Genomic DNA, 22,857 nt, shown 5'->3' with positions numbered 1-22,857 from the left:
CAGCTGATCCTGCTCAGGCCAGGGGTTGCTTCGCCGGCAGACCCACGGCCCTGGGGTAGCTGACGGGGCAGGGGGCAATTGGTTTCAGCACAACCGCATGGCGTACCCCCCGCCCGCCTGGCAGGTCGATCCGCTCCACCCTCTCCACTTCGGCGCGCAGGCTGGAGGCGGCCCGCTCCAGGCTGGCCAGATCCTCTGGGCTCCACTGGCCGCGGTAGAGCAGGGCCCTGCCGCTGGCATTCAGCAAGGGGACCAGATACTCCGCCACCACTGGAGCGGAGGCCACGGCCCGCGCCATGGCCCAGTCCTGGCGGCCACGGCAGGCTCGGGCGTGGCCGGTGGTCTCCGCCCGCTCCCAGCGCACCTCCACCCGATCGCCCATGCCCAGGCTGGCGGCCATGGCCTTCACCGCTTCAGCCTTGCGCCCGACGGAATCCACCAGGGTGAGGCGGGCTGCCGGGAGAGCGATCGCCAAGGCCAGGCCGGGGAAGCCGCCACCGGTGCCCACATCGATGCAGCGCAGGGGCTGCGATGGGGTTCGGAGCTGATCGCGCCAGGGCCAGAGGCTGTCGTACACCTGGGCGACCCAGTAGTCGTCGCCATCGACCAGTCGGGTGAGGTTGAGGCGAGTGTTCCAGTCGCGCAGGTGCTGCTGCAACGCCATCAACAGCTGCAGCTGCTCTGGGGTCGGCTCCCAGCCCAGGCTGTCCCAGAGGCCAGCTGGAACCGGATCGGCAGAAGCCGTCATCACTGCAGCAGAGATGGAGAAGCTCTCTAGGATCTCGCAACCATGGCGCGCGGTTGGTGGCAGGCGGCGAGCACCCGGTCACGGGCCCATCCCTTTACGCCCTGCTTGGTCTGCCGAGCACGGCCACTCCCCAGGACCTGAGGCAGGCTTTTCGCTCACTGAGCAAGCTCTACCACCCCGACACCACCACCCTGCCGCTGGCAGAGGCCCGGGACCAGTTCCGCCGGCTGCAGGAGGCCTACCTGGTGCTGGGGGACCCTCAGCGTCGATCCGCCTATGACAGCCAGCTGCGTCTGGCCCTGCTCCAGCGCGTTGAGGCTCTCAGCCCACCGACCGCCATTCCTGCAAAGGGGCCGGGGCCGATGCTGACAGGACCGGTCTCGCCGCGCCGCCCCCTCTCGGTACGGCGGGCCTTCTCGGGGGGTGAATGGTTCGCCCTTTTGCTGCTGGCCCTGGCCCTGCTTTTCAGTCTGGTGCTCGGTCTGGGCCTGGCCTGGTGGCGCGGGGTGGAACTGGTCACCCAGCCCCCGGGCAGCGCCCCGGCCGTTGATCCGATTGAGCGGCAGACTGAAGGCTCGATTGCACGCTTGCCTGGGGATGATCTCCTTACCCCCCCTGCAGACTCCGCTGTACAACCACCCGCTGCCGGCTCTTGAGCAGTGGTTGACTGATCTGGGCGCCTACCGGGACCAGGCAGAGCCCTGTCTCTGGGATCTGAGACAGCCGCTGTGGAGTGCCCGCATCGAGCTGGACGTCGAGGAGCTCAAAGTGAGCTGGGAGCACGGGGGCAACGTCACGGTGCGCCTGTTCCCCTATGGCCTCAGCCGCGCTGACGTGGAATCTGCGATCCTGGCCGGCCCCTGAGGCCTCAGTTCAGCTGGTCGAGGCCTGAGCGGATCACGCTGTAGCAGTCCTGCAGCTGCTGGTCGCTGAGGCAAAGCGGCGGCAGCAGGTAAACCACATGGCCAAGGGGCCGCAGAAACACCCCGGCCTCGAGGGCATGGCGCTGGAGCTGGCGGCCGGCGGGGTGGAGATAACCAGGCCGCTCAACCGCCAGATCGAAGGCGGCGATGGTGCCGCACAGCCGTGGCCGCTGCACCAGGGGATGGACAGCCAGGGCCTCGAGATGGGGCCTGTGCCGGGCCTCGAAGCCTTCGTGGAGCGCAGGCCGCTCAAGCAGCAGATCCAGGCTGGCGTTGGCGGCGGCGCAGCCGAGCGGATTGGCTGTGAAGCTGTGGCCGTGGTACAGGGTGTGGCTTGGGTCGTCGCTGATGAAGCCCCGGTAAATCCGCTCGCTAGCCAGGGTGACGCCCATCGGCAGGAAGCCGCCGGTGAGGCCCTTGGAGAGGGACACCAGATCGGGACGGATCCCCGCCCGATCGCAGGCGAAGAGGGCACCGGTGCGTCCGAACCCGGTCATCACCTCATCGGCGATCAGCAGGGCGCCGGCCTGACGCACCCGTTGCTCCAGCTTCCGCAGGAAGCTCTCCCGCACCATCGCCATGCCGCTGGCGCCCTGCACCAGCGGCTCGAGGATCACCGCGGCGGTGGGCACCTCCAGCAATCGCTCCAGCGTCGCCAGGGCCTCAGCTTCCTTGCCCTCCACGTCCTGATCGTCCCACCAGGTGGCGGGCCAGGGGGCCCGGGCCACCGGGGAGAGCAGGGGCTCGAACGGAGCAGAGAACAGGGAGCGCTCCCCCAGGGCCATGGCCCCGAAGGTGTCGCCGTGATATGCCCCCTCGAAGGCAATCAGCTGACGCCGCTCGGAGCCCTGGTTGCGCCACCACTGCCAGGCCATCTTCAGGGCCACCTCCACCGCGGTGGATCCATCGTCGGAGAAGAACAGCCGCTCCAGACCGGTGGCGGCGCTGAGCCGCTCGGCTAAGCGCTCAGCGGGGGGATGGCGGAAGTTGGCGAAGATCACCTGCTCCAGCCGCAGGGCCTGCTCCGCCACCGCCGCGGCGATGCTGGGTTCGCCATGGCCGTGCAGGGTCACCCACCAGCTGCTGATGGCGTCGATCAGCTCACGGCCGTCGTCGAGTTCGAGCATGGCGCCGCGGCCTGCCACTGCCCGGAGGGGGGGATCGGCCCGGGCCACCTGGGTGGTGGGGTGCCAGAGATGGGGATGCCAGCTCAAAGGTTGGGCTGCAGCGGCTTCAGCGGCACCGCTTCTCCATGCGGGCTGATTCAGAGGACCAGGGTCCGCAGTTGAACCAACGCACCATCCCGACTTCCACATCGGTGAACAGCACCAGGATGCCTGCGCAGAGCAGGGCTACTGACGCGCTGACCAGCAGATTGCCTCGTGTCATCGGGCCAGGCTACGGGCCAGACCACTGGCCTGCCATTGCTCGGCCAGGGCTTTGCGATCAAGCCGGGGCAGGGGGGGTAGACAGGCCAGTACCGGCGCCCCGCTCAGTGCCTCCAGGGTGCTGGGGTTATTGGGGTGGGGTGGGCCGTTGAGCACCAGGCCCAGCAGGGGAATCGCTCTGTTGCGCAGGGCTTCCACCGAGAGCAGGGTGTGGTTGAGGGTGCCCAGGCCGCTGCGGGCAACCAGCAGCACCGGCAGGCCCCAGCGCTGGATCTGATCGATCTGGAGGCTGTCGATGCGCAGGGGCACCAGCAGGCCGCCGGCGGTCTCCACCACCAGAGAACCCTTCACAGGGGGCAGGGCCAGCCGCTCCAGCTCGATCGGCCGCTGCTCCAGCTCCCCGGCCCAGTGGGGTGAAACCGGATGGTCGTAGCGGTAGGCCTCAGGGATGAGACGTTGGGCGGCTTCGCTGGGAGTGAGGCCGAGCATGGCCGCGACCCTGGCTGTGTCGCCCCCCTCCTCGAGGCCGCATTGCACCGGCTTCCAGTAGCGGGCTCCGAGTCCCTCCACCAGCAGGGCACTCACCACGGTCTTGCCCACATCGGTGTCGGTGCCGCAGACCACCAGGCTCGTCATCGCTTCTGCTCCTTCATGGGTTGGCGGCCGATCAACAGCAGCACCTCCCAGCTCAGGTGCTTTTGGCCGAGATGGTCCTGAGGCCAGTGGGCCTCCAGCTTCCGCCACTCCCCGACCCCCAGAGGTGCTGCATCGGTGGTGCCGGCCCCCACCGCCCCCATGGGCCGCAGCAGGGCCCGGCCGCTGGGGCCGCTCCGGCTGTAGCGCAGGGGCGCGCACAGGCGCAGTTCCAGGCGCGGGGCGGCCACAGCCAGCAAACGGGGCAGCTCCGGCAGGGCCAGAGCGGTGCAGGGCACGCCGGCTGCGGCCGCCGCCTGGCGCCATTGGGGGAAGCTGCCGGCGGTGGGGACGGCCAGCCCCAGCCAGCCGCCAGGCGCAAGGGCATCGCACCACTGGCCCAGGCTGGCGGCGGGATCATCCAGCCAATGCAGCGCGAAGCTCGAAACCAGCAGCGCTGCCCCGCCCAGACCCTCGGGCAAGCCGTCGTCGAGGTCCCAGAGACGCTGGGGCGCTGAAGCCAGCGGCACGGCAACCCCGGCGAGCTCTTGGCGGGCTCCCTGCTTCAGCAGGGCCTCGCAGGCATCGAGCCGCAGCATGGTGCAGCCGGGACGCTGTTGCTCCAGTGCCTTGCTGAGCAGCCCGGTGCCGGCCCCCAGATCCGCCCTCGGCCCGGGCGGGAGAGCCAGGTCGCGGCAGTGACGGGCCAGCCGCCAGGCCACGGCCCGTTGCAGGCTGGCGGCTGCGTCGTAGTGGCGGGCACGGCGAGTGAAGGCCAGCCGCATTCGCTGGGCCATCGAGGGGGCTGACTGGATCAGGACCATCAGAGGCAGGCCTCCAGCCAGTTCAGGACGGGATCCACCAGATCGCTGCCCAGCAGGCTGTGGCCAACGCCGGCCAGGGACCAGCGCTCTGCTGCCGGCAGGGCCAGGGCCAGGGCTGCGCGGCTCTCGGGGGCCACGATGCGATCGGCACCGGCCTCGACGATCAGGCTGCGGGCGCCGGCGGGGAAAGCGGGGGGCACGGCGGTGCACTGCTCCAGCAGGAGCAGATCCTGACGCAGCCGCTCCACTCCCTCGGGCGGGATGGCCTCTGAGGAGGGCCCTGCCGGCAGCAGCTCCACAGGCGCGGGAGCGGCGGCTTCGCGCAGGAAGTCGTTGAGCATCGCGGCGCTGTTGCCGGCCTCCAGGCTCTGGCCCATGCCGCGAAGGGCCTGCCGCCAGCGCCGGCCATTGGGCCCGGCGGGCACGAAACTGCCGAAGCTGGCCAGCAGCACCACCACCTCTGCTGCCGCCAGCACCGCCGCCGGCAGCAGATGCAGCCCAAGGGAATGCACGATCACGGCCCTGCGGCCGCTCTGCTCCGGCCATTGGGGGGTGCTGGGGGCCAGCTGGCCGTAGCCGCGCTCACCGCTCTGCCAGCTCCAGCCCCGGCTGGCCGCGGCCTCCTGCCAAGGACTCCAGGCACGGCTGTCGCCGGCCCAGCCGTGCATGGCGATCAACGCCAGGGGAGGGTGGCTCATCGGGAAGGGGCGTGGGGCCAGGTGGCCAGGGCGTGGAGCAGGCGATCAAGACTCCCGTGGGGCAGGTCGCGGCGCAGCACCAGCCGCAGGCGAGCCGTTCCAGCCGGCACCGTGGGCGGGCGGATCGCCACCGCCAGCAGCCCGGCCTGCTCCAGGTGGCGCTGGAGGTCGAGGGCGAGGGCGTCATCGCCCACGTGCAGCGGCAGGACCGGACCCTTGCCGGGGGGGCGCCGCCAGTGGGCGGCTTCGAGGCCATCACGCCAACGCTGCGCTCGCCGCAGCAGGGCGATGCCCTGGTCAGCATCGGACTGGAGCTGCTCCAGGGCCGCCAGGGCCGCGGCCGCCAGTGGCGGAGCCAGGGCGGTGGTGTAGCGGAAAGCGCCGGAGCCCTGCAGCAGCCATTGGCCCACGACTCCATCGGCCGCGAGGAAGGCACCGCCAGCGCCGAAGGCTTTGCCGAAGGTGCCGCTCACCAGGCTCACTCCCGCCAGGCCCCAGGCCAACCCGCGGCCGCCGGGGCCAAGCACTCCCAGGGCATGGGCTTCGTCCACCAGCAACAGGGCGCCGAACTCCTGGCAGGCCGCGGCGATGCCGGCCAGATCGGGGGAGGTTCCTTCCATGCTGAACAGGCTTTCGCTCACCACCAGTCGGCGCCGGCCCGGCTCGTTCTGGGCCCCGCGCTCCAGCAGGCGGCGCAGGTCGCTCAGATCGTTGTGGCGAAAGCGCCGCAGCCGGGCACCGCTGGCCTGGATCCCCACCAGCAGGGAGTGGTGGATCAGGCGGTCGGCGATCACCTCGCTGTGGCGGTCGGCCAGGGCCAGCACCGCGGCCAAGTTGGCCTGAAAGCCGCTGGGGAAGAGCAGCACCCGCTCGCGCCCAAGCCACTGGGCCAGGGCCGCCTCGAGCTTGTTATGGCATGGTCGCGTGCCGCTCACCAGTCGAGATCCGCCGCAGCCCACCCCGTCGCTCTGGATCGCGGCCATGGCCGCCGCCTTCAGGCTGGGGTGGGCGCTGAGTCCGAGATAGTCGTTGCTGGCCAGATCGAGCAGGCCCCCAATGGCCGGGCCGGCTTCGTCCGGCAGGAGGGTGGCGTCTGGGCCTGGGCGGAATGTGCGCAACCGTCGCTGCCGCTCCTTGGGAACCCGGCTGAGGGCCTGCTGGATGGAATCGAGCGGATCAGGAGCCACGCGGAAGTCAACGCCAGGGCAGTTGCACTCACCCCACTCTGCTTGCTGGGCAGCCCATAAGATTGTGTGATGCAGACCGCCGGTTCCGACGCTCCAGCTGATCCGGCGGCGGACCCAGAACGTTCAGCCGATCCAGCCGGGATTCCGCCCCTCGATCAGCTCTTTCCCTTCGCCCTCGATCCCTTCCAGCTGGAGGCGATCGACGCTCTCAACCAGGGACATTCGGTCGTGGTGAGTGCACCCACCGGCTCCGGCAAGACGCTGGTGGGGGAATACGCCATCCACCGTGCCCTTGCCCATGGGCAAAAGGTTTTTTACACCACTCCCCTCAAGGCCCTCTCGAACCAGAAGCTGCGCGATTTCAGGGAGCAGTTCGGGGCGGATCGGGTGGGCCTGATGACCGGCGATCTGAGCGTGAACCGCGAGGCGCCGATCGTGGTGATGACCACCGAGATCTTCCGCAACATGCTCTACGCGGAGGTGGACCGGGGTGACGATCCCCTCGCCGATGTGGAGGCGGTGGTGCTCGATGAGTGCCACTACATGAACGACTCCCAGCGCGGCACCGTTTGGGAGGAATCGATCATTCATTGCCCGCCGCCGGTGCAACTGGTGGCTCTCTCGGCCACGGTGGCCAATGCCGGGCAGCTCACCGACTGGATTGAGCGGGTGCATGGCCCCACCACCCTGGTGATGAGCGACCACCGGCCGGTGCCGCTGGCCTTCAGTTTCTGCAGCGCCAAGGGACTGCATCCCCTGCTCAACGAACAGGGCACGGGACTGCACCCCAACTGCAAGGTGTGGCGGGCCCCCAAGGGGGATCGGCGCAAAGGAAAGAGCCCGAAGCCGCCCCAGCCGGAGGCTGCGCCGCTGCCCTTCGTGGTGGCCCAGATGGCCGAGCGCGACATGCTCCCGGCCATTTATTTCATCTTCAGCCGCCGCGCCTGCGACAAAGCGGTGCGTGACCTGGGCCGTGTCTGTCTGGTGAGCGAGCCGGAGCAGGCCCGGATCGTGGCCCGGCTCGACGCTTTCGTGGCCGCCACACCTGAAGCGGTGCGGGATGGGGGCCACGCCGAAGCTCTCATCCGCGGCATCGCCGCCCACCATGCCGGCGTGTTGCCGGCATGGAAGGAACTGATCGAGGAGCTGTTCCAGCAGGGCCTGATCAAGGTGGTTTTCGCCACCGAGACCCTGGCGGCAGGCATCAACATGCCGGCGCGTACCACGGTGATCTCGGCCCTCTCCAAACGCACCGAGCGGGGCCACCGCCCGCTGATGGGCAGCGAGTTCCTGCAGATGGCGGGCCGGGCCGGACGGCGCGGGCTGGACGTGCAGGGCTATGTGGTCACGGTGCAGAGCCGCTTCGAGGGGGTGCGCGAGGCAGGGCAACTGGCCACCAGTCCCGCCGATCCGCTGGTGAGCCAGTTCACCCCCAGCTACGGCATGGTGCTGAATCTGCTGCAGCGCTACGACCTGGCCAAGGCCCAGCAGCTGGTGGAGCGCAGTTTCGGGCGGTACCTGGCTACTCTCGATCTGGCGGAGGATGAATCCAGGATCGCCTCCCTGCGCGCCCAGCTGGTCCAGCTGGCGGGGCCCACCGCCGACATCCCCTGGGAGGAATTCGAGGCCTACGAGAAGGAGCGGGAACGGCTGCGGGAGGAGCGGCGTATCCAGCGCATCCTGCAGCAGCAGGCGGAAGAAACCCTGGCTCACGAGCTCACCCTGGCGCTTCAGTTCGCCAGTGAAGGCACCCTGGTGAGCCTGAAAGCGCCCCAGCTGCGGGCTCGGGTGACCCCCGCAGTGATCGTGGCCAAGCAGCAGGGCTCCGGCCAGTTCCCGCTGCTTCTCTGCCTCACCGATGAGAATGTCTGGATCCTGGTTCCATGCCATGGGGTGGTGAGCCTCCATGCCGAGCTGAGTTGCCTCCAGGTTGATTCGATCCCGGCACCTCGCCTCGACCATGCCGGCGAGCTGCGCCACGGCGATAACGTCAGTGGTGGACTGGCTTTGGCGGTTGCCTCGATGGCCCGCCGCCACGACATGCAAACCCCCCAGTACGACCTGGCGGGAGAGGTGCGCAGCCAGGCGCAGCTGGTGCAGCAGCTTGAGCAGGAGCTGGAGCAGCATCCCGCCCACCACTGGGGCGACCGCCGCCAGCTCAAGAAGCAGCGGCGCCGGATGGAGGAACTGGGTGAGGAGATTGAGGAGCGCCAGAGGCTGCTTCACCACCGCGCCAACCGTCACTGGGACACGTTCCTGGCCCTGATTGAGATACTGCGTGCCTTCGGGGCGCTGGCCGGGGCCGAGGGTCTGGAGCCCACCGAGGTGGGCCGCACCGTGGCGGTCCTGCGCGGCGACAACGAGCTGTGGCTGGGCCTGGCCCTGATGAGCGGCCACCTCGACGAGCTCAACCCTGCGGAGCTGGCCGCCGTCCTCGAGGCGATCAGCACTGAGGTGAACCGTCCGGATCTCTGGAGCGGCTTTCCGCCGCCGCCGCGCTCAGAGGAGGCCCTCCACGATCTCAGCGGGCTGCGCCGCGAACTGCTTCGTCACCAGGAGCGGGCCCAGGTGGTGGTGCCGGCCTGGTGGGAACCTGAGCTGATGGGGTTGGTGCATGCCTGGGCCCGTGGCACCAGCTGGAACGACGTGATCGCCAACACCTCCCTCGATGAAGGCGACATCGTGCGCATCCTGCGCCGCACCGTCGATCTGCTGGCCCAGGTCCCCTACGCCGAAGCGATCAGCGAGCAGCTGCGCACCACCTCCCGCAAAGCGCTCCAGGCGATCAACCGTTTTCCGGTGTGTGAATTCATCGACCTGGGTAACCAGGTCGTACCTGTCCCCTCCCTTGTTCCGGCAACCCCTGCCACAGAACGCCCAGCCCCTCAAACGGCCTGATCGCAGAACCCTCAGCAGAACGGGGGGAGTGCCAACCCAGCAGGCTCAGATTCCCAGCCGCTCCCAGATCACATCCAGCTGGGCCCGGTGTAGCTCGGTGGAGAAACAGGCGTCGAGCTGAGCGGCGTTGAGCCGTGCGTTCACCTCGGGGTCAGCAGACAGATTGGCGCGGAAGTCGCCGCCTTCGCGGTTCCATGCTTCGTGGGCATGGCGCTGCACGATCCGGTAGGCATCCTCCCGGCTGAGACCGCACTCCACCAGGGCCAGCAGCACCCGCTGGCTGAACACCACCCCGCCATACACATTGAGGTTGCGGCTCATGTTCTCGGGGTAGACCCCGAGTCCCTTCACCACATCCGTCATCTCCCGCAGCATGAAGTGCAGCGTGCAGGAGCAATCAGGCAGCATCATCCGCTCTACCGAGCTATGGCTGATGTCGCGCTCGTGCCAGAGGGCCACGTTTTCCAGGGCCGCGATCGTGTAGCTGCGCAGCACTCGTGCCAGACCGCTGATTCGCTCGCTGCGGATCGGATTGCGCTTGTGGGGCATGGCCGAGCTGCCTTTCTGTCCCTTGGCGAAGTTCTCCTCCACCTCCAGAACATCCGTGCGTTGCAGGTTGCGGATCTCGGTGGAGAACCGTTCCAGGGAGGTGCCCACCAGTGCCAGGGTCTGCACGTATTCCGCATGGCGGTCGCGGCCGATCACCTGGGTGCTGGCGGTGTCGGGCTCCAGGCCGAGGCTGGCGCAGGTGAGGGCCTCCACCTGGGGGTCGGTGTTGGCGTAGGTGCCCATGGCCCCGCTCACCTGACCCACCGCCACCACCTGGGCCAGTCGTTCCAGTCGCTCCCGGTTCCGCTCCGTCTCCGCTAGCCAGCCAGCCACCTTGAAGCCGAAGGTGATCGGCTCGCCATGGATCGCATGGGAGCGGCCGATCATCACCGTGGCCTTATGCGCCTCCGCCAGAGTCCGCAGTGCGGCGGCCAGCTGATCGAGCTCTTCGCGCAACAACGCCACCGACGCCTTCAGCTGCAGGGCCAGGCCCGTGTCGAGCACATCGGAGCTGGTCATACCCACGTGGATGTAGCGGCCCGCATCGCCCACGTGCTCATTGACATTGGTCAGGAAAGCGATCACGTCGTGGCGCACCTCCGCCTCGATCTCCAGAATGCGGGGCACCTCGAAGCGGGCCCGCTCGCGGATCGCGGCCATGGCCTCCTTTGGCACCCGGCCCAGCTGGCAGTTTGCGTCGGTGGCGGCGATCTCCACATCCAGCCAGCTCTGGAATTTGGCCTCTTCACTCCAGAGGTTGCCCATCTCGGGCAGGGTGTATCGCTCGATCAAGGCCAGCGCGTGGCAACGTCCTGGTCAATCTATGGGTCGACCCCAACGGGATCCCGATGGCAGGCAAGCAGCGACTCGATCAGCACCTGGTGGCGCTTGGGCTGGCAGCGAGCCGCCAGCAGGCGCAGCAGTTGATCCGTGCCGGGCGGGTGCGCAGTGGTGATCGGGTGCTCGACAAGCCAGGACAGGAGGTGCCGGCTGAGCTGAGACCCGAGGTGAGCCACCCACCCCGCTTTGTCTCCCGTGGCGGTGAGAAGCTGGTGGCGGCCCTGGAGGCCTTTCCCCTGCAGCTGCCGGGCCGCATCTGCCTCGATGGTGGCATCTCTACCGGCGGCTTCAGCGACTGCCTGCTTCAGCATGGGGCCGCGCGGGTGTACGGCATTGATGTGGGCTACGGCCAGACCGCCTGGAGCCTGCGCACCGACCCCAGGTTGGTGCTGCGCGAGCGCACCAACCTGCGCCGCCTCACACCCGAGGAGCTCTATGGCCCCGATGACCCCTGGCCCGACCTGGCCGTGGCCGACGTGTCCTTCATCTCCCTGGCCGTGGTGCTTCCGGCCCTGCGGGCTCTGCTCAAGTCAGCCGCCGCCGAGGCCGTGCTGCTGGTGAAACCCCAGTTCGAGGTGGGTCGCGAGCGGGTGGGCAAAGGCGGTGTGGTACGTGAGCCTGGCGCCCATGCCGATGCCATCACGGCCGTGATCCGAGCGGCTGCAACGCATGGCTTGTGGCCCTGGGGCCTGATCGCCTCACCGCTCACCGGCCCCGCCGGCAACCACGAATACCTGCTCTGGCTGCGGTCCAAGCAGGAGCCCGCAGGCGAGCCGGTGACGCCCGACTCGATCCGCGCCCTGGTGAACCGCACTCTCTCCGCTGGCTGACCACAAAAAAACCGGAGATCTGATCGATCCCCGGTTGAAGCTGCTGAGCCTGTCCCTTAGCGCTGGCGTCAGATCGCTGTGCTGTCGCGGTCGCCGGTGCGGATGCGGATGACAGTCCCTATGGAGCTGATGAAGATCTTGCCGTCGCCGATCTCGCCAGTGCGGGCTGCGTCCTGGATGGCGGTGACCACCGTGTCCACCCGGTCGTCGTCGACCACTACTTCCAGCTTGAGTTTCTGCAGGAATTCCACAGTGAATTCAGAACCCCGGTAGCGCTCCACCTGGCCCTTCTGCCTGCCGAAGCCGCGCACTTCACTCACCGTCATGCCAACGATGCCGGCGTTCACCAGGGCCACCTTGACATCTTCCAGCTTGAAAGGGCGAATGATGGCCTCAACTTTTTTCATGGAGTCTCCAATGATTCGGATTAAGTGTCTCAGGAGGGATCGCTGAGAGGAAGGGAAAGGTTGGGGATGCGGTTGACTCGGAGCCCTGCGGACAGGGCATCCTGACAAAGCCGGTCGGCGGAGCTTGGACTGACCTGAACCCTGCCGGTGGCCAGGTGGGACCACACGGCATCGTCGAAATGGGTCTGAAGCCAGACCATCCCCAGGGCCGACTGGGGCTTGAGGCGAAAGCCGCCGTGACTGCTGGCGAGGAGGAGGTCCATAAGGAAGACCCTGCGCACTGGGGCCATTAGGCCTGAGTGCGCAGGGCTTCGGCGTAGCTGTTGCTACGCGGTCTCGGGCTGACGCGACTCAGCTGTGAGGCTTACGGAACTCAGCCCGCCTCAAGGTGGAGTTGGGTCTGCTGCTGGCGGTGGTGATAGATGTGCCCGCGGTAGTGAAGCTCAAGGCTTTCATCCACCAGCCGTGGCTCATGCTTCAGCGGCATGCGGTAGTGAATGCCTCTGTACACATGCTCCACTGGTTCGAGGCCTGGGAGGGGATGGTGATGGTGGGTGCTGTACGGCACACCCCGGTAGACGAGTTGGCCTGCGGACATGACTGGAGCCTCGAAGGGATTGAGATCACTGACCTTTTGGGGCCTGTGCCGCTTCGTGGGAAGGAGCGTTGCTTCGCCTCGCGGGGGGCTACTTCCGACAGGAGGGCTCAGAGGCTCTCCGTACGTCCAACGTTTTGTCCTTAAGATCATTTCTAGCGACAACGGCTGTTCAGAGCGAACAAAGGTTGAGGCTGCTTCAGTAATCTTCACTTTTTAGCCGTTCCTACGATCGGCAGAACGTCTTTTTCTCCGCCTGCGACCGCTGATGCCGTCCCCATCCACCACCTCCACTCCAGCTGTCACCACAGCAGCCACTCCAGCCGCCGCCACCGAGGAACTCCGGCAGGCCACCGTCAGCCCGCACTACGGCGAGCGGCAGATCAGCGAGGAGGCGCCGCTGATCTGCTTCGACAACCCCCGCCGTGGCCGCGCCTACGAGGTGTCGATTGAGCTGCCGGAGTTCACCTGCAAGTGCCCCTTCTCCGGCTATCCCGACTTCGCCGTGCTGCGCCTGATCTATCAACCCGGCCCCAGCGTGCTTGAACTCAAGGCTCTCAAGCTCTACGTGAATGGCTGGCGCGATCGCAGCATTTCGCACGAGGAGGTGGCGAACCGCATCCTCGATGATCTGGTGGCCGCTGCGGAGCCTGTCTGGATGCAGCTGGAAGCCGATTTCAATCCCCGCGGCAATGTGCACACGGTGATCCGTGTCAGCCACGGCCAGCGACAGGACTGCTGAGCTCGGATGTCGCTCTCAGTTGCTCCAGCAGCAGCGGCAATTCGTTGGCCAGGGCCGTGAGGTTGCGGTTGCAGAGCCCGCCGACGTGCAACTGGCCCTGATCGTCATCGGCGATGGCCCAGAGCTGGCGCGTAGCGATCAGGCTCAGGCCACCGCCCAGCAGGGCGATGGCGAAACCGCCGTACACCAGTGGGACCCCGGGATCACGCTTCAGCAGCAGCCCGCTGGCGGGCATCACCTCCACCACCTTCAGGGGCAGGCCACCGATCTCCAAGGCCTCTCCACCAGGGGTGATCTGGCCGATCAGCTGGGCCTGGGCCGAGTACACATCGATGGGTCCCATCTCGCTGCTGAGCGCCAGCAGCACCGGTTCCGATCCGTCCGGTCGTGTGGGCAGTGCCAGGCCCCACACCTGCTCTCCCAGTTCCGGGAGGCTGCGCAGAGGCAGCTGCAGCAGAGGGCTGCGCCCCAGTTGCACAGTGATCGCTGCCAGCGACCAGTCGGCCTGATAGACGGTCATCCCCCGGAAGCGCAGGGGATGGTTGACGCTGATCTGGCTGCGCTGAAGCGGCTTCCCTTCGGCATCGAGCAGGCGCAGCTCGGAGCGGAACTGCTCGGGCCGTCCGGCTGGATCCCGCTCGATCCGGAACGAGTCGACCGCCAGGGTCATCTGGTTCACACCGCGCTGATTCAGCAGTTGCAGGTCATGGCCCGGGGCCAGGAAGCGTTCGAGCCGCTGACCCGCCAGGGCCCCCCACGAGGCCCCCACCATCAGCACCACCAGGCCGGCATGAACCAGCAGGGGCCCCACCCGACCGAGAATTCCGCGCCGGGCCGCCAGCCGATCACCCTGGGTCTTCAGCTGCCAGCGCTGGTTCTGCAACAGCTGGGCAAGAGTGTCGAGGTCGGCCCTGGGCTGGGCCGTGGGCAGGGATTCGGCCAGGCTCAATTTGCTGAGCTGGCGGGGGGAGCGGTAGTCGATCCAACGCAGGGCAGCCTGCAGAGCGGGCCACTGGCGGCGCCAGCTGCAGAGCACAAGCGCGAGCCCCAGCCAGGCCAGCAGTGCCAGGAACCAGTTGCTTGCGTAGACGTGGTCGAGTTCGAGCCTCAGGATCCAGTCGCCATCAAGTAGCCCCAGCCAGGGCTTGGCGTCGTAGGCCTGGTGGTAGGCATCCGCCGTCTCCTGCTGGGGAATGACTGTGCCCAGACCGCTGGCCAGGGCGATCACAAAGAGCAGACCAATGGCGAGTCGCAGATCCGAGATCCAGGCAGCGAGGCGGCTGAGAGCCCTCATGGCAGCTGAGCCAGCAGGGTGAGGCCGCCGCTGGCGAGGAGCACCACGCCACTGATCGGCGGGATCCATCGGCTGCGTTCGCGCAGGGCCAGAAGCCTGGGCATCGCCGCGGCCGCCGTGCCCGCCAACATCAGGGGAATCACCTGGCCGGCTCCGAAGCAGGTGAGCAGCAGCATGCCCACCACAGGGTGTCCCTGCTGGGCGATCCATCCCAGTAAAACCGCCAATACCGGCGTGGTGCAGGGACTGGCCGCAAGACCGAAGGCGGCGCCGGCCGCCAGGGGGGCCAGGGGGGCGGGCACCCGCTGGCGCCACAGCTCGGGATCGGGACCGGCCGGCAGTGGCAAACGGACCAGCCCCAGCAGGTTGAGGCCCATCACCACCGCCAGCAGAGCCACCACGGTGGGAACGACCCCGGGCACCTGGCCGTAGAGCTTCCCGAGCAGGGAGGTGGTGCCCCCCAGCAGCACCAGGGCTGCCACGATTCCCGCCGCAAAACTGAGGCTGCGCTGCCAGGGCCGCCCAGGCGCTTCCGGCCTGGAGAACCCAGCCATGTAGGCCACGGTGATCGGCAGTAGCGAGAGTGAGCAGGGGCCCAGGCTGGTGACCAGGCCGGCGCTGAACACCACCGTGAAGGTGAGCGGCCCTGGCGTGGAGAGCGAGCGCTGAAGCAGCTGCTCACTCCAGAGGGCGAGATCCGAGAGGGGCAGGCCGAAGCCGTTCATCCGTGTCCTGGTCATCCGGGACGGCGGCAGGCCTGTCAATCCGGAGGTGAGTTCAGCCTATCGGGGCGGGGTTGGGGCTGGCCCCACCGCCGCGGTCACGGGTTCCGCGAAGCGGGCGCCTCTCCAAGCCGCGGGATTCCAGGGAACAGCGGATCAGCAGGCCCGCGGTGAGCAGGCTGGCCAGCAGGGAGTTGCCTCCATAGCTGATCATCGGCAGCGGCAGGCCCGTGGTGGGCATCGAGCCACTGGCCACGGCGATGTTCAGGATGGATTGGCCCACCAGCAGGGTGGTGGCACCGATGGCCACCAGTCGCTGCTGATTGCTGCGGCAGCCCAGTGCCACCCGCAGTCCGACGAAACCGAACAGCACCAGGAACAGCAGCAGCACCAGTGAACCCACATAGCCGAATTCTTCGGCGAAGACCGCGAAGATGAAATCGGTCGATTGGATCGGCAGGTATTGCAGTTTCTGGGTCGAGAGGCCGAATCCCTCACCTAGCACCCCACCCGAACCGATCGCCAGCAGGCTCTGCACCAGTTGGTAGCCGTCGCCCTGGGCGTCGCGCCAGGGGTTGAGGAAGGAGATCACCCTGAGGCGCTGGTACTCGTTCACCATGATGCTGGCAGCGCCCAGGGCCCCTCCGGCTGCGGCAGTACCGAGCAGCGAAAGCAACGGCAAGCCCGCTGCCAGGGCCATGAACCAGAGCAGCAGGCCCGTCAGGGCGGCGGTACTGAGGTTGGGCTGCTTGAGGATCAGCAGCAGCAGGGCCGCGAAAGTGCCCAGCCAGAGCATTTTCTGATCCAGGCCGATGCGTTTCCAGTGGGCGAAAAGGGAGGCCCCCTGAAGCACCACGAAGGGTTTCACCAGCTCCGAAGGTTGGAGCTGAATCGGTCCGAGCACCAGCCAGCGGCTGGCGCCATTGACCGTGCTGCCCGCCACCAGGGTGGCAGCAATCAGCACGCCACCGATCAGCACGGCCGGGCCGGCCATCCGCAGCCAACGCCGCAGGGAGGTGCGCATTCCCAGCCAGAGCAATCCCCAGCTGACGATCAGCCAGATCGACTGGCGCTTGAGGTAGAAGGCGGGATCCCCGTTCTCCCGTGCCGCCACCCACCAGCTTGCAGAGCCCAGGATCAGCAGTCCGGCCAGGCACCAGATTCCGACCATCACCAGCAGCAGTCTGGCTTCTGCGGGCCAATCGGCCCAGGCCAGAGGCGGCGGAGCTGGACTTGCCTCCGCCACGGTCAACTGATCTTTTGATCTTGAGTTGGCTGAGCTCCTGGGGCGTCGAGTCATGGTGGCCGGCAAGGACTGGCGCAAGGAGTGCGGTTCCCCATTCAGCCGTGGCCGAAGCTTCGGGTAAAGGGGGTTGGGACAAAAAAAAGCCCGGTCAGTACCGGGCTTTGCAGATTTGATCAGTCGGGAGCCAGAGCTCAGAACAGCTGTCAGTTGCCGACGTTGACCTGACGGCGACCCGTGACGAGCTCAACCTTGAGAATCTTGCCTCCCTGCTTCATGATCCGCTGCTGTTCAGCGAACCAGCTCTCGTAGGGCACCCACTTGGTGAAGAAGGTGTTCTGCAGTTCCCGCTGGCTCCTGACTTTTTCAGGGCAGGGAATACAGGCCGTGATCTTGAACAGGCGCATGTGGTGATCCTCGCGGGTTGGGCGTTGGGTCGGGATCAGTTGCCCAGGCCGGAGCTGATGTAATCGAGGTAGGTGCCGAGTTCACGGCCAGCCTCGGGGCCCACCAGCGAAGCGGCCGCTTGCTTCATTGCCTGGATTGACTGGACGGTGGCGCCGATGGGCACGCCCAGGGAGTTGTAGGTCTCCTTAAGCCCGTTCAGGACACGCTCGTCGAGAATTGAGGTGTCACCCGCCAGCATGGCGTAAGTGGCGTAGCGCAGGTAGTAGTCCAGGTCGCGGATGCAGGCCGCATAGCGACGGGTGGTGTACATGTTGCCGCCCGGACGGGTGATGTCCGAATACAGCAAAGTCTGGGCGACAGCTTCCTTGATGATCGATGCCGAGTTGGCACCGACGGTGGCCGCTGCGCGTACACGGAGCTCGCCGCTGGAGAAATACTGCTCCAGCCGTCCGATCGAGGAGTCGTCCAGGTAGAGACCCTGAACGTCGGACTGGTTGATGACGTTGGTGATCGCGTCTTGCATGTGTCCTGGGAAGAGGCGGTGGGCAAGGAGAGGCGAAGCCTCAGGAGAGGGCGCCGATGACGTAGTCGAAGTAGAAGCCTGCCTCTTCGGCGTCGGCTCCCGTGAGCAGCCCCATGGAGGCGTTCTTGAGCTCACGGACGACCTCGGCCATGGCCTCCAGAGGAGTGCCGAGCGCGCGATACATCTCGCGAGCGCCGATGATGCCGATTTCTTCGATCGGGGTGACGTCACCCGCTACAACGCCGTAGGTCACCAGGCGCAGGTAGTAGTCGACGTCACGCAGACAGGTGGCCGTCATTTCCTCGCCGTAGGCATTGCCGCCGGGTGAGATCAGGTCGGGCCGCCTCTGAAAGAGGGCGCCGCCGGCCTGCTTCACAATCCGCTCGCGGCTCTCGCCCAGGACCTGAGCCACCCGCAGACGGCGTTGACCGCCGGCGACGAAGGACTTGATCTGGTCGAGTTCGCCAGGGCTGAGGTAGCGGGCTTCGGCGTCCGCGTTGATGATCGAGTTGGAGACGATGCTCATGCAGTTCTGCCTCGAAACAAGCGGTCGCCGTAATGGAGACCGATATCCGGTGGGTAAGGGATGCCCCTCGCTCCTTCGCTTCGTTGACGTGAACGCCAACGGTTTGGTTGGGAGAGTGAGCTGTCGATCAGGTTTGCTGACCGCGGAGTCATTCTGCGGCAGAGGTGGCCACCCCTCCCAGCGCCGGTAACAGTTCTTCACGGCAGTGCGATTAGGTCAAACCCCTTGCCTGGCAGCGGCTCTGCCCTTTTCTGCGCCTAAGGGAAGACCTCTTATTTTGTTAACACTTTGAAGGTCTTCTGGCGCTTCCCAAAATAATTTCACATCAATGACGATCGAGATCACATCATTTTTCCATGAAGAAATCCCCCGAACTTCCGTCCGGGGGGCTCATGGGGAGGCATAGGTATTGATCCCTGGCTGAGCTCTCAGCAGGAGCTCAAATCGCCCCGCGAGGTGGAGGAGTCAGTCCGGCATTCCCGGAGTAGAGCAGAGCCGTTCGGTTCACCGTGGCCAGGGGGATCCCATCGGCGGTGGCCATGCCCTTGATGTAGGGAACGGTATCGCGGCCGAAGCTGTTGGCGTACTCCTTGCCGGAGAGCATGTCGTCCAGGGCGGCCACCTGACCCTTCTTGCCTCGAGTGGCCAGGTACTGGCTCACCTCTCGGGGCTGGGCAGCTCTGCCCAGCAGGGCGAGGTAAGCGGCCGAGGCAGCCCGCAGGGGTGCCATGCGGTTCAGCCGTTGCTGGAACAGATCAGAGCCGGCGATCACCGCCACGAATTCCGAGACTGACAGCCGCTTGTCACGCAGTTGCGATTCGGCATCGCCCAGGCGCTCAGCTGCCAGCGGGACCCGGTTCAGCAGTTGCCGGTAGGTGGCTTCGATCACCTGCTGGAGCATGGCCTCATCCGCCTCGGGCAGCAGCATCACCGGCTGGGAGAGGCTGCGGCGGCGGCTGAATCCCTGGGGGCGAGCTCCGTTGAGGGCGTTAGCCATGGCTGCTCCAGGCTGGGGAGCCACCGCTGCACGGAAGCCATTGGAGGCGACCTGCGCGCTCCAGCCTCCTGGGACCTGGCTGCGGTCCACAGGTTTGGCCACCCGCGCCGAGCTGCCGGCTTTGGCGCTCCAGCCACTGGGCGCAGCGCCGGGCCGGGTCGGGGCCTGGCTCCAGCGACGGCTGGGCTCGGGTGGCTGACGCAGGCTCTGGGGAGAGCTGCTTGCAGGCCTGGAGGGAGTCTCTTCGCCTTCGGCGAAACGAGCGCTCCAGCCTCCCACCACCTGGTTAAGGCGGCGGTCGGGCAGGTTGCGGGGCGTGATGTCGCCAGTGCTGCGGAAGGTGCTGACCGGGGCCACCTGTGGCCGGCTCACCGGGGTGAGGTCGGGGATGGTCGAGGGATCGATGACGCGGCGCAGGGCGGGAATCCTGCGGGCATTGAGGTCGGATGGGGTGATGAAGCGTTCGTAGGGGACCGTGTCCTCGCCGAAGGCTTCCAGATATTCAGGGCTGTTCAGCATGGCGTCGACGACGCCGTAGAAGCCATGGCGTGCCGCCGTGTCGAAGTAGCTGTTGATCTCACGCCTCCCGAAGGTGGGGCGCCCGATCAGACGACGGTGCATCACCTCGATGGCCTTGGTGATGTAGAGGTTGGCCCAGTAACGGCGACGGAAGGCGGTTGAGCGGGCCACCTGGCGAATGAACTCGCGCAGGCTGATGTCACCGTTCTCAAGCTTTATCTCCTCCACCTTCAGCGGCTCGCCGTCGTAGCCGGTGGTGCCGAGCACCTGCACGTAAACGGCCCTGATAACTGCCTGAGTGCTGGATTCTGTGCCGCGGATGCTGGGCTGGCCGCCGCGCCGAGGTACTGAAGCCCCACCGGTGGCGATTTGCTGCAACCTCACCACCTTCGGACCGACGCGCCGGGGGTTGGAGGCCCGGAACTGGGGGCTGCCCATCTGGCCGGGCTGGGCCATGCCGTTGCCCACCAGGATGCGCCGGGTGTCGTCGTTGAAAGGGGCGGACCGGGTGGCCACTGAAGCCGTTCCCGAAGGGAAGATCGCCCCGTAGTTCAGACCCAGGGGATCGTTGCCACCGCCGTAGGGGTGCTGATCGGGCAGAGGTTGGCGGTATGACGCGTAGAGCGTGATGTACTGCGGCGCCCCTTCAAAGGGCGCACTGAAGCGGAACAACTTGCTGTTTGATCCCCAGCCGGCGCTTTCCTGGGCCTCTTCACCCAGACCGCGCAGGTAAGGGACGGTTTCCTCACCGAAGGTCTGGGCGTACTCCTGCGTGTTGATCAGGGAATCCACCAGGCCGGGCAGTCCCTGCTGGCTGACGATGGCGAAGTAGCGACGGAATTCCTCGATCGTGCTGACGCCACGGCCGAGGAAATGACGGAACGCAAGTTCCACGACCCGGCTGTTGGAGAAGCGGCCATAGAACTGACGCCTGTATTCCTTGCTGCGCCCGAGAGCTCGAATGAACTCCCGCATCGAGAGTTGACCCTGCGCCACCTGGGTGGCTTCCACAGGAGCTACCACCTGGGAGTAGCCCTTGACGATGTCTCGCTGGAACACCTGCCGGTAAGCGGCGCGGATCACCTCAGCCTTTTCGCGGCCTGAGAGGCCTTTCTTCATGACGAAGCGCTGGCGTGATTCGGCGGCCAGGGCGTAGATGGCCGGAAGCTGCAGGCCCTGGTTTTCGGGGCTGCCCAGGCGTTGGCGAGCGGAAGGGGTGGGAACTTCCAGCTCCTTGAGCAGCACGTTGAAGCAATCGATCACCAGTCGCCTTGACTCCGAGTCCTTGCGGAAGAGATTGGCGGCGGCTGCGCGCATCTCCTGGAGGGCCACGTTGGTGGCGGTCAGGGAGCAGGCCCTCTCGAGCACATCGCGCAGGCCGCGTGTGTTCACGGCCAGGATGCTGGGATCACCGGCCACCAGGGCGTATCCCACGTAGCGGAGGAACCAGCCCATGTCGCGCAGCGACTTGCGCATGCGCTCGGTGCCGTAGCGCGCCACGCTGATCGGGCTGAAGCCGGGGGGAAGCACCACCCGCACGTCGGCATCGGCCTGGACCCCTTCGAGAATCCGGCCGAGAAGGCCGGTGCCACCGCTGCCCTGGGCGAACGTACGCACGGAGATAGCGGCTGCCAGCTGGTCGCTTGCCAGTGTCTCGCTCTCGAGAGAACCCACGTTGAAGGGGGTCAGTGGCGCGTCGAGATAGGACAGCGGGGTGCCGCCGGCGAAGATCCGGTTGGCGGCCTTGGCGACGATGGCGTCGGCATTGGCGGAGATGAGTCGAGCCGCCTCAACTCGGGCCGAACCGCTTCGGTAGAAGTTGAGAAGAGTTTCGAGCTCAACCTTCTCGGGGAAGCGATCCTGTTGCTCCGCCTGACGGACGCTGGAGAGCGGCAGTGTGTCGTAGAGCTGAGGGCTGACCCTGGTGCTGCCGCTGCTGGCGGTCACGGTCATGAACGGGCGTGTACCGGGCAAAGCCACGTTACGGCTGGGGTCCTGCCCTCCCGGCCGGCATGAACAAATGTTTGCAGCGGACCTTCAGTGGCGCCCATCGTCCAGCCGCGTCCATCGCTGGGCCCAGCCCATGAAAAGCTCCCCATGGATTCCATCCCATCGACGATGAACCCTGGCTCCGCCGATGCCGCCACACCGGTGGTGAGCGCCTTCTACGACCGCTTCCCCTACCCGGGGGATCCACTCCAGGATGGACCCCCACCCGGCTACAACTGGCGCTGGAGCTATCCCTGCGTCAGCAGTGCCTGCACGGGCCGCCTGCCGGAGGCGGGCCCGCCTCTCCGATTGCTGGATGCTGGCTGCGGCACTGGCGTCAGTACCGATTACCTGGCTCACCTCAACCCTGGAGCGGAGATCCTGGCGGTCGACATCAGCTCGGGCGCCCTGGAGGTGGCCCGCGAGCGGCTGCGGCGCTCGGGCGGCGCCCGGCACTGCTCTTCCCTGCGCATCGAGCAGCGCAGCTTGCTGGACCTCAAAGGGGAAGGCCCGTTCGAGCTGATCAATTCGGTCGGGGTGCTTCACCACCTGCGTGAGCCCGAAGCGGGATTGCAGGCCCTGGCTGAACTTCTAAGCCCCGGCGGCCTGCTGCACCTTTTTCTTTATGCCAATGGCGGCCGCTGGGAGATCCACCGGGTGCAGCGGGCGCTCACAGCTCTGGAGGTGATCGGCGATGGCGATGGCCTGCGCCTGGGCCGTGCTCTCTTCGAGCAGTTGCCGGGAACGAACCGCCTGCGCCGCCACCACGAGCAGCGCTGGGCTCTCGACACCGGGGCGGACGCCAATTTCGCCGACATGTACCTCCATCCTCAGGAAACCAGCTACGACCTGGAAGGCCTGTTTCGCTTCGTGGCCAGCGCAGGGCTTGAGTTTGCCGGCTTCTCCAACCCCGAGGTCTGGGATCCGGCCCGCCTGTTGGAGGGAGAGCTGTTGGAGCGTGCCCGGGCCCTGCCCGATCACCAGCGCTGGGCGCTGGTGGAAAGCCTCGACCCCGACATCAGCCACTTCGAGTTCTTTCTCAGCCGAGGCCCCCTGCGCATCAGCTCCTGGGACAACGATGAGGAGTTGCTGGCGGCCAGCGGCCGCCGCAACCCCTGCCTGTGGGGCTGGCCGGGAACCACGCTGCTCGATCCTGACCTCAGGCCGATCGATCTCGATGATCAGGAACTGGCCCTGCTGATGGCCCTTGAGGCGGCGCCGGAGTCGACTCCGATCGGCCGGTTGTCCCTGGGCTGGTCGCCCGAGCTGCAGGCTGCGGTGGCGCGCACTCTCTGGCTCCGCCGCCTGCTGCTGCTGGCTCCTGCCGGCAAGGGCTCCACAACTGGGTTGTAACAGCTTCGTGATAGATTCCGC

General features: G+C 66.9%; 24 protein-coding genes. 6 read left to right on the top strand and 18 right to left on the bottom strand.

Going from position 1 to position 22,857, the window contains the following annotated elements:
• Positions 1 to 13: 13 nt before the first annotated feature.
• Complete coding sequence (gene rsmG, locus CJZ82_RS05495; protein ID WP_094554784.1) at positions 14 to 748, bottom strand: 16S rRNA (guanine(527)-N(7))-methyltransferase RsmG; 735 nt, start codon at positions 746 to 748, stop codon at positions 14 to 16.
• Between the two features lie 56 nt (positions 749 to 804).
• Between rsmG and CJZ82_RS05490 the strand changes: the two genes are divergently transcribed.
• Both CJZ82_RS05490 and CJZ82_RS05485 read left to right on the top strand, forming a co-directional pair.
• Positions 805 to 1,404, top strand: a complete 600-nt coding sequence (locus tag CJZ82_RS05490; RefSeq protein ID WP_094554832.1) for a J domain-containing protein — start codon at positions 805 to 807, stop codon at positions 1,402 to 1,404.
• Positions 1,405 to 1,411: 7 nt separating this feature from the next.
• Positions 1,412 to 1,612 carry a DUF3143 domain-containing protein gene (locus CJZ82_RS05485; protein ID WP_369820022.1) on the top strand — a complete coding sequence of 67 codons (201 nt, stop codon included), beginning with the start codon at positions 1,412 to 1,414 and terminating at the stop codon, positions 1,610 to 1,612.
• 4 nt (positions 1,613 to 1,616) lie between these two features.
• Here the strand turns inward: CJZ82_RS05485 and bioA are convergent, their stop codons facing one another.
• From bioA to CJZ82_RS05460, 6 genes are read right to left on the bottom strand one after another with little or no spacing between them, the layout of a single operon-like run.
• The gene (gene bioA / locus CJZ82_RS05480; RefSeq protein WP_094554782.1) at positions 1,617 to 2,885 is read right to left on the bottom strand and encodes an adenosylmethionine--8-amino-7-oxononanoate transaminase; all 1,269 of its coding nucleotides are present in this window, start codon (positions 2,883 to 2,885) and stop codon (positions 1,617 to 1,619) included.
• 19 nt (positions 2,886 to 2,904) lie between these two features.
• Entirely contained in the window at positions 2,905 to 3,060 is a 156-nt protein-coding gene (locus CJZ82_RS18605) for a hypothetical protein (protein WP_198949669.1), read from the bottom strand.
• On the bottom strand, positions 3,057 to 3,695 hold the full coding sequence (gene bioD / locus CJZ82_RS05475; protein WP_094554781.1) for a dethiobiotin synthase: 639 nt from the start codon (positions 3,693 to 3,695) through the stop codon (positions 3,057 to 3,059). Before bioD ends, CJZ82_RS18605 begins: the two co-directional genes overlap by 4 nt.
• A complete protein-coding gene (locus tag CJZ82_RS05470) occupies positions 3,692 to 4,516 on the bottom strand; it encodes a methyltransferase (RefSeq protein WP_233130064.1) in 825 nt (274 codons plus the stop codon). Before CJZ82_RS05470 ends, bioD begins: the two co-directional genes overlap by 4 nt.
• Complete coding sequence (locus tag CJZ82_RS05465; RefSeq protein WP_094554780.1) at positions 4,516 to 5,214, bottom strand: alpha/beta hydrolase; 699 nt, start codon at positions 5,212 to 5,214, stop codon at positions 4,516 to 4,518. Before CJZ82_RS05465 ends, CJZ82_RS05470 begins: the two co-directional genes overlap by 1 nt.
• The gene (locus tag CJZ82_RS05460) at positions 5,211 to 6,401 is read right to left on the bottom strand and encodes an aminotransferase class I/II-fold pyridoxal phosphate-dependent enzyme (RefSeq protein WP_094554779.1); all 1,191 of its coding nucleotides are present in this window, start codon (positions 6,399 to 6,401) and stop codon (positions 5,211 to 5,213) included. Before CJZ82_RS05460 ends, CJZ82_RS05465 begins: the two co-directional genes overlap by 4 nt.
• A gap of 69 nt (positions 6,402 to 6,470) precedes the next feature.
• On the opposite strand from CJZ82_RS05460, the gene CJZ82_RS05455 reads away from it, so the two are divergent.
• Entirely contained in the window at positions 6,471 to 9,299 is a 2,829-nt protein-coding gene (locus tag CJZ82_RS05455; protein ID WP_094554778.1) for an RNA helicase, read from the top strand.
• Positions 9,300 to 9,344: 45 nt separating this feature from the next.
• On the opposite strand, the gene purB is transcribed toward CJZ82_RS05455, so the two are convergent.
• On the bottom strand, positions 9,345 to 10,640 hold the full coding sequence (purB, locus tag CJZ82_RS05450) for an adenylosuccinate lyase (RefSeq protein WP_094554777.1): 1,296 nt from the start codon (positions 10,638 to 10,640) through the stop codon (positions 9,345 to 9,347).
• Positions 10,641 to 10,696: 56 nt separating this feature from the next.
• Here purB and CJZ82_RS05445 point away from each other — a divergent pair, with 56 nt between their 5' ends.
• Positions 10,697 to 11,518, top strand: coding sequence for a TlyA family RNA methyltransferase (locus tag CJZ82_RS05445; protein ID WP_094554776.1), 822 nt, complete (start codon positions 10,697 to 10,699; stop codon positions 11,516 to 11,518).
• Positions 11,519 to 11,586: 68 nt separating this feature from the next.
• Here the strand turns inward: CJZ82_RS05445 and CJZ82_RS05440 are convergent, their stop codons facing one another.
• The 3 genes from CJZ82_RS05440 to CJZ82_RS05430 all read right to left on the bottom strand — a co-directional run bounded on the left by CJZ82_RS05440 (position 11,587) and on the right by CJZ82_RS05430 (position 12,523).
• Positions 11,587 to 11,925, bottom strand: a complete 339-nt coding sequence (locus CJZ82_RS05440) for a P-II family nitrogen regulator (protein WP_094554775.1) — start codon at positions 11,923 to 11,925, stop codon at positions 11,587 to 11,589.
• Positions 11,926 to 11,954: 29 nt separating this feature from the next.
• The gene (locus tag CJZ82_RS05435; RefSeq protein WP_094554774.1) at positions 11,955 to 12,188 is read right to left on the bottom strand and encodes a hypothetical protein; all 234 of its coding nucleotides are present in this window, start codon (positions 12,186 to 12,188) and stop codon (positions 11,955 to 11,957) included.
• Between the two features lie 110 nt (positions 12,189 to 12,298).
• On the bottom strand, positions 12,299 to 12,523 hold the full coding sequence (locus CJZ82_RS05430) for a DUF4278 domain-containing protein (RefSeq protein WP_094554773.1): 225 nt from the start codon (positions 12,521 to 12,523) through the stop codon (positions 12,299 to 12,301).
• A gap of 265 nt (positions 12,524 to 12,788) precedes the next feature.
• Between CJZ82_RS05430 and queF the strand changes: the two genes are divergently transcribed.
• Positions 12,789 to 13,262, top strand: coding sequence for a preQ(1) synthase (queF, locus tag CJZ82_RS05425; RefSeq protein ID WP_094554772.1), 474 nt, complete (start codon positions 12,789 to 12,791; stop codon positions 13,260 to 13,262).
• Here queF and CJZ82_RS05420 read toward each other — a convergent pair.
• The 7 genes from CJZ82_RS05420 to CJZ82_RS05390 all read right to left on the bottom strand — a co-directional run bounded on the left by CJZ82_RS05420 (position 13,234) and on the right by CJZ82_RS05390 (position 21,447).
• Positions 13,234 to 14,556: a cytochrome c biogenesis protein ResB gene (locus CJZ82_RS05420; RefSeq protein WP_094554771.1), complete on the bottom strand. Its 1,323-nt coding sequence runs from the start codon at positions 14,554 to 14,556 to the stop codon at positions 13,234 to 13,236. The genes queF and CJZ82_RS05420 overlap by 29 nt on opposite strands.
• Positions 14,553 to 15,296: a cytochrome c biogenesis CcdA family protein gene (locus CJZ82_RS05415; RefSeq protein ID WP_369820021.1), complete on the bottom strand. Its 744-nt coding sequence runs from the start codon at positions 15,294 to 15,296 to the stop codon at positions 14,553 to 14,555. The genes CJZ82_RS05420 and CJZ82_RS05415 overlap by 4 nt, the downstream gene beginning before the upstream one ends.
• 37 nt (positions 15,297 to 15,333) lie before the next feature.
• Positions 15,334 to 16,578: an FtsW/RodA/SpoVE family cell cycle protein gene (locus CJZ82_RS05410; protein ID WP_369820020.1), complete on the bottom strand. Its 1,245-nt coding sequence runs from the start codon at positions 16,576 to 16,578 to the stop codon at positions 15,334 to 15,336.
• 149 nt (positions 16,579 to 16,727) lie between these two features.
• A complete protein-coding gene (locus tag CJZ82_RS05405; protein WP_006171988.1) occupies positions 16,728 to 16,928 on the bottom strand; it encodes a phycobilisome linker polypeptide in 201 nt (66 codons plus the stop codon).
• Positions 16,929 to 16,963: 35 nt separating this feature from the next.
• A complete protein-coding gene (gene apcB / locus CJZ82_RS05400; RefSeq protein ID WP_094554768.1) occupies positions 16,964 to 17,452 on the bottom strand; it encodes an allophycocyanin subunit beta in 489 nt (162 codons plus the stop codon).
• Positions 17,453 to 17,492: 40 nt separating this feature from the next.
• Positions 17,493 to 17,978, bottom strand: a complete 486-nt coding sequence (locus CJZ82_RS05395; protein WP_094554767.1) for an allophycocyanin — start codon at positions 17,976 to 17,978, stop codon at positions 17,493 to 17,495.
• Positions 17,979 to 18,417: 439 nt separating this feature from the next.
• Positions 18,418 to 21,447 (bottom strand): phycobilisome rod-core linker polypeptide, encoded by a 3,030-nt coding sequence (locus tag CJZ82_RS05390; protein WP_094554766.1) that lies wholly within the window; start codon positions 21,445 to 21,447, stop codon positions 18,418 to 18,420.
• A 165-nt stretch (positions 21,448 to 21,612) separates the two neighbouring features.
• Here CJZ82_RS05390 and CJZ82_RS05385 point away from each other — a divergent pair, with 165 nt between their 5' ends.
• Positions 21,613 to 22,836 carry a bifunctional 2-polyprenyl-6-hydroxyphenol methylase/3-demethylubiquinol 3-O-methyltransferase UbiG gene (locus CJZ82_RS05385; protein ID WP_094554765.1) on the top strand — a complete coding sequence of 408 codons (1,224 nt, stop codon included), beginning with the start codon at positions 21,613 to 21,615 and terminating at the stop codon, positions 22,834 to 22,836.
• Positions 22,837 to 22,857: the final 21 nt, after the last annotated feature.

The sequence above is a fragment of the Synechococcus sp. 1G10 genome (assembly GCF_002252625.1).
Classification (GTDB): domain Bacteria; phylum Cyanobacteriota; class Cyanobacteriia; order PCC-6307; family Cyanobiaceae; genus Regnicoccus_A.
This window is presented reverse-complemented; position numbering and strand designations above follow the sequence as displayed.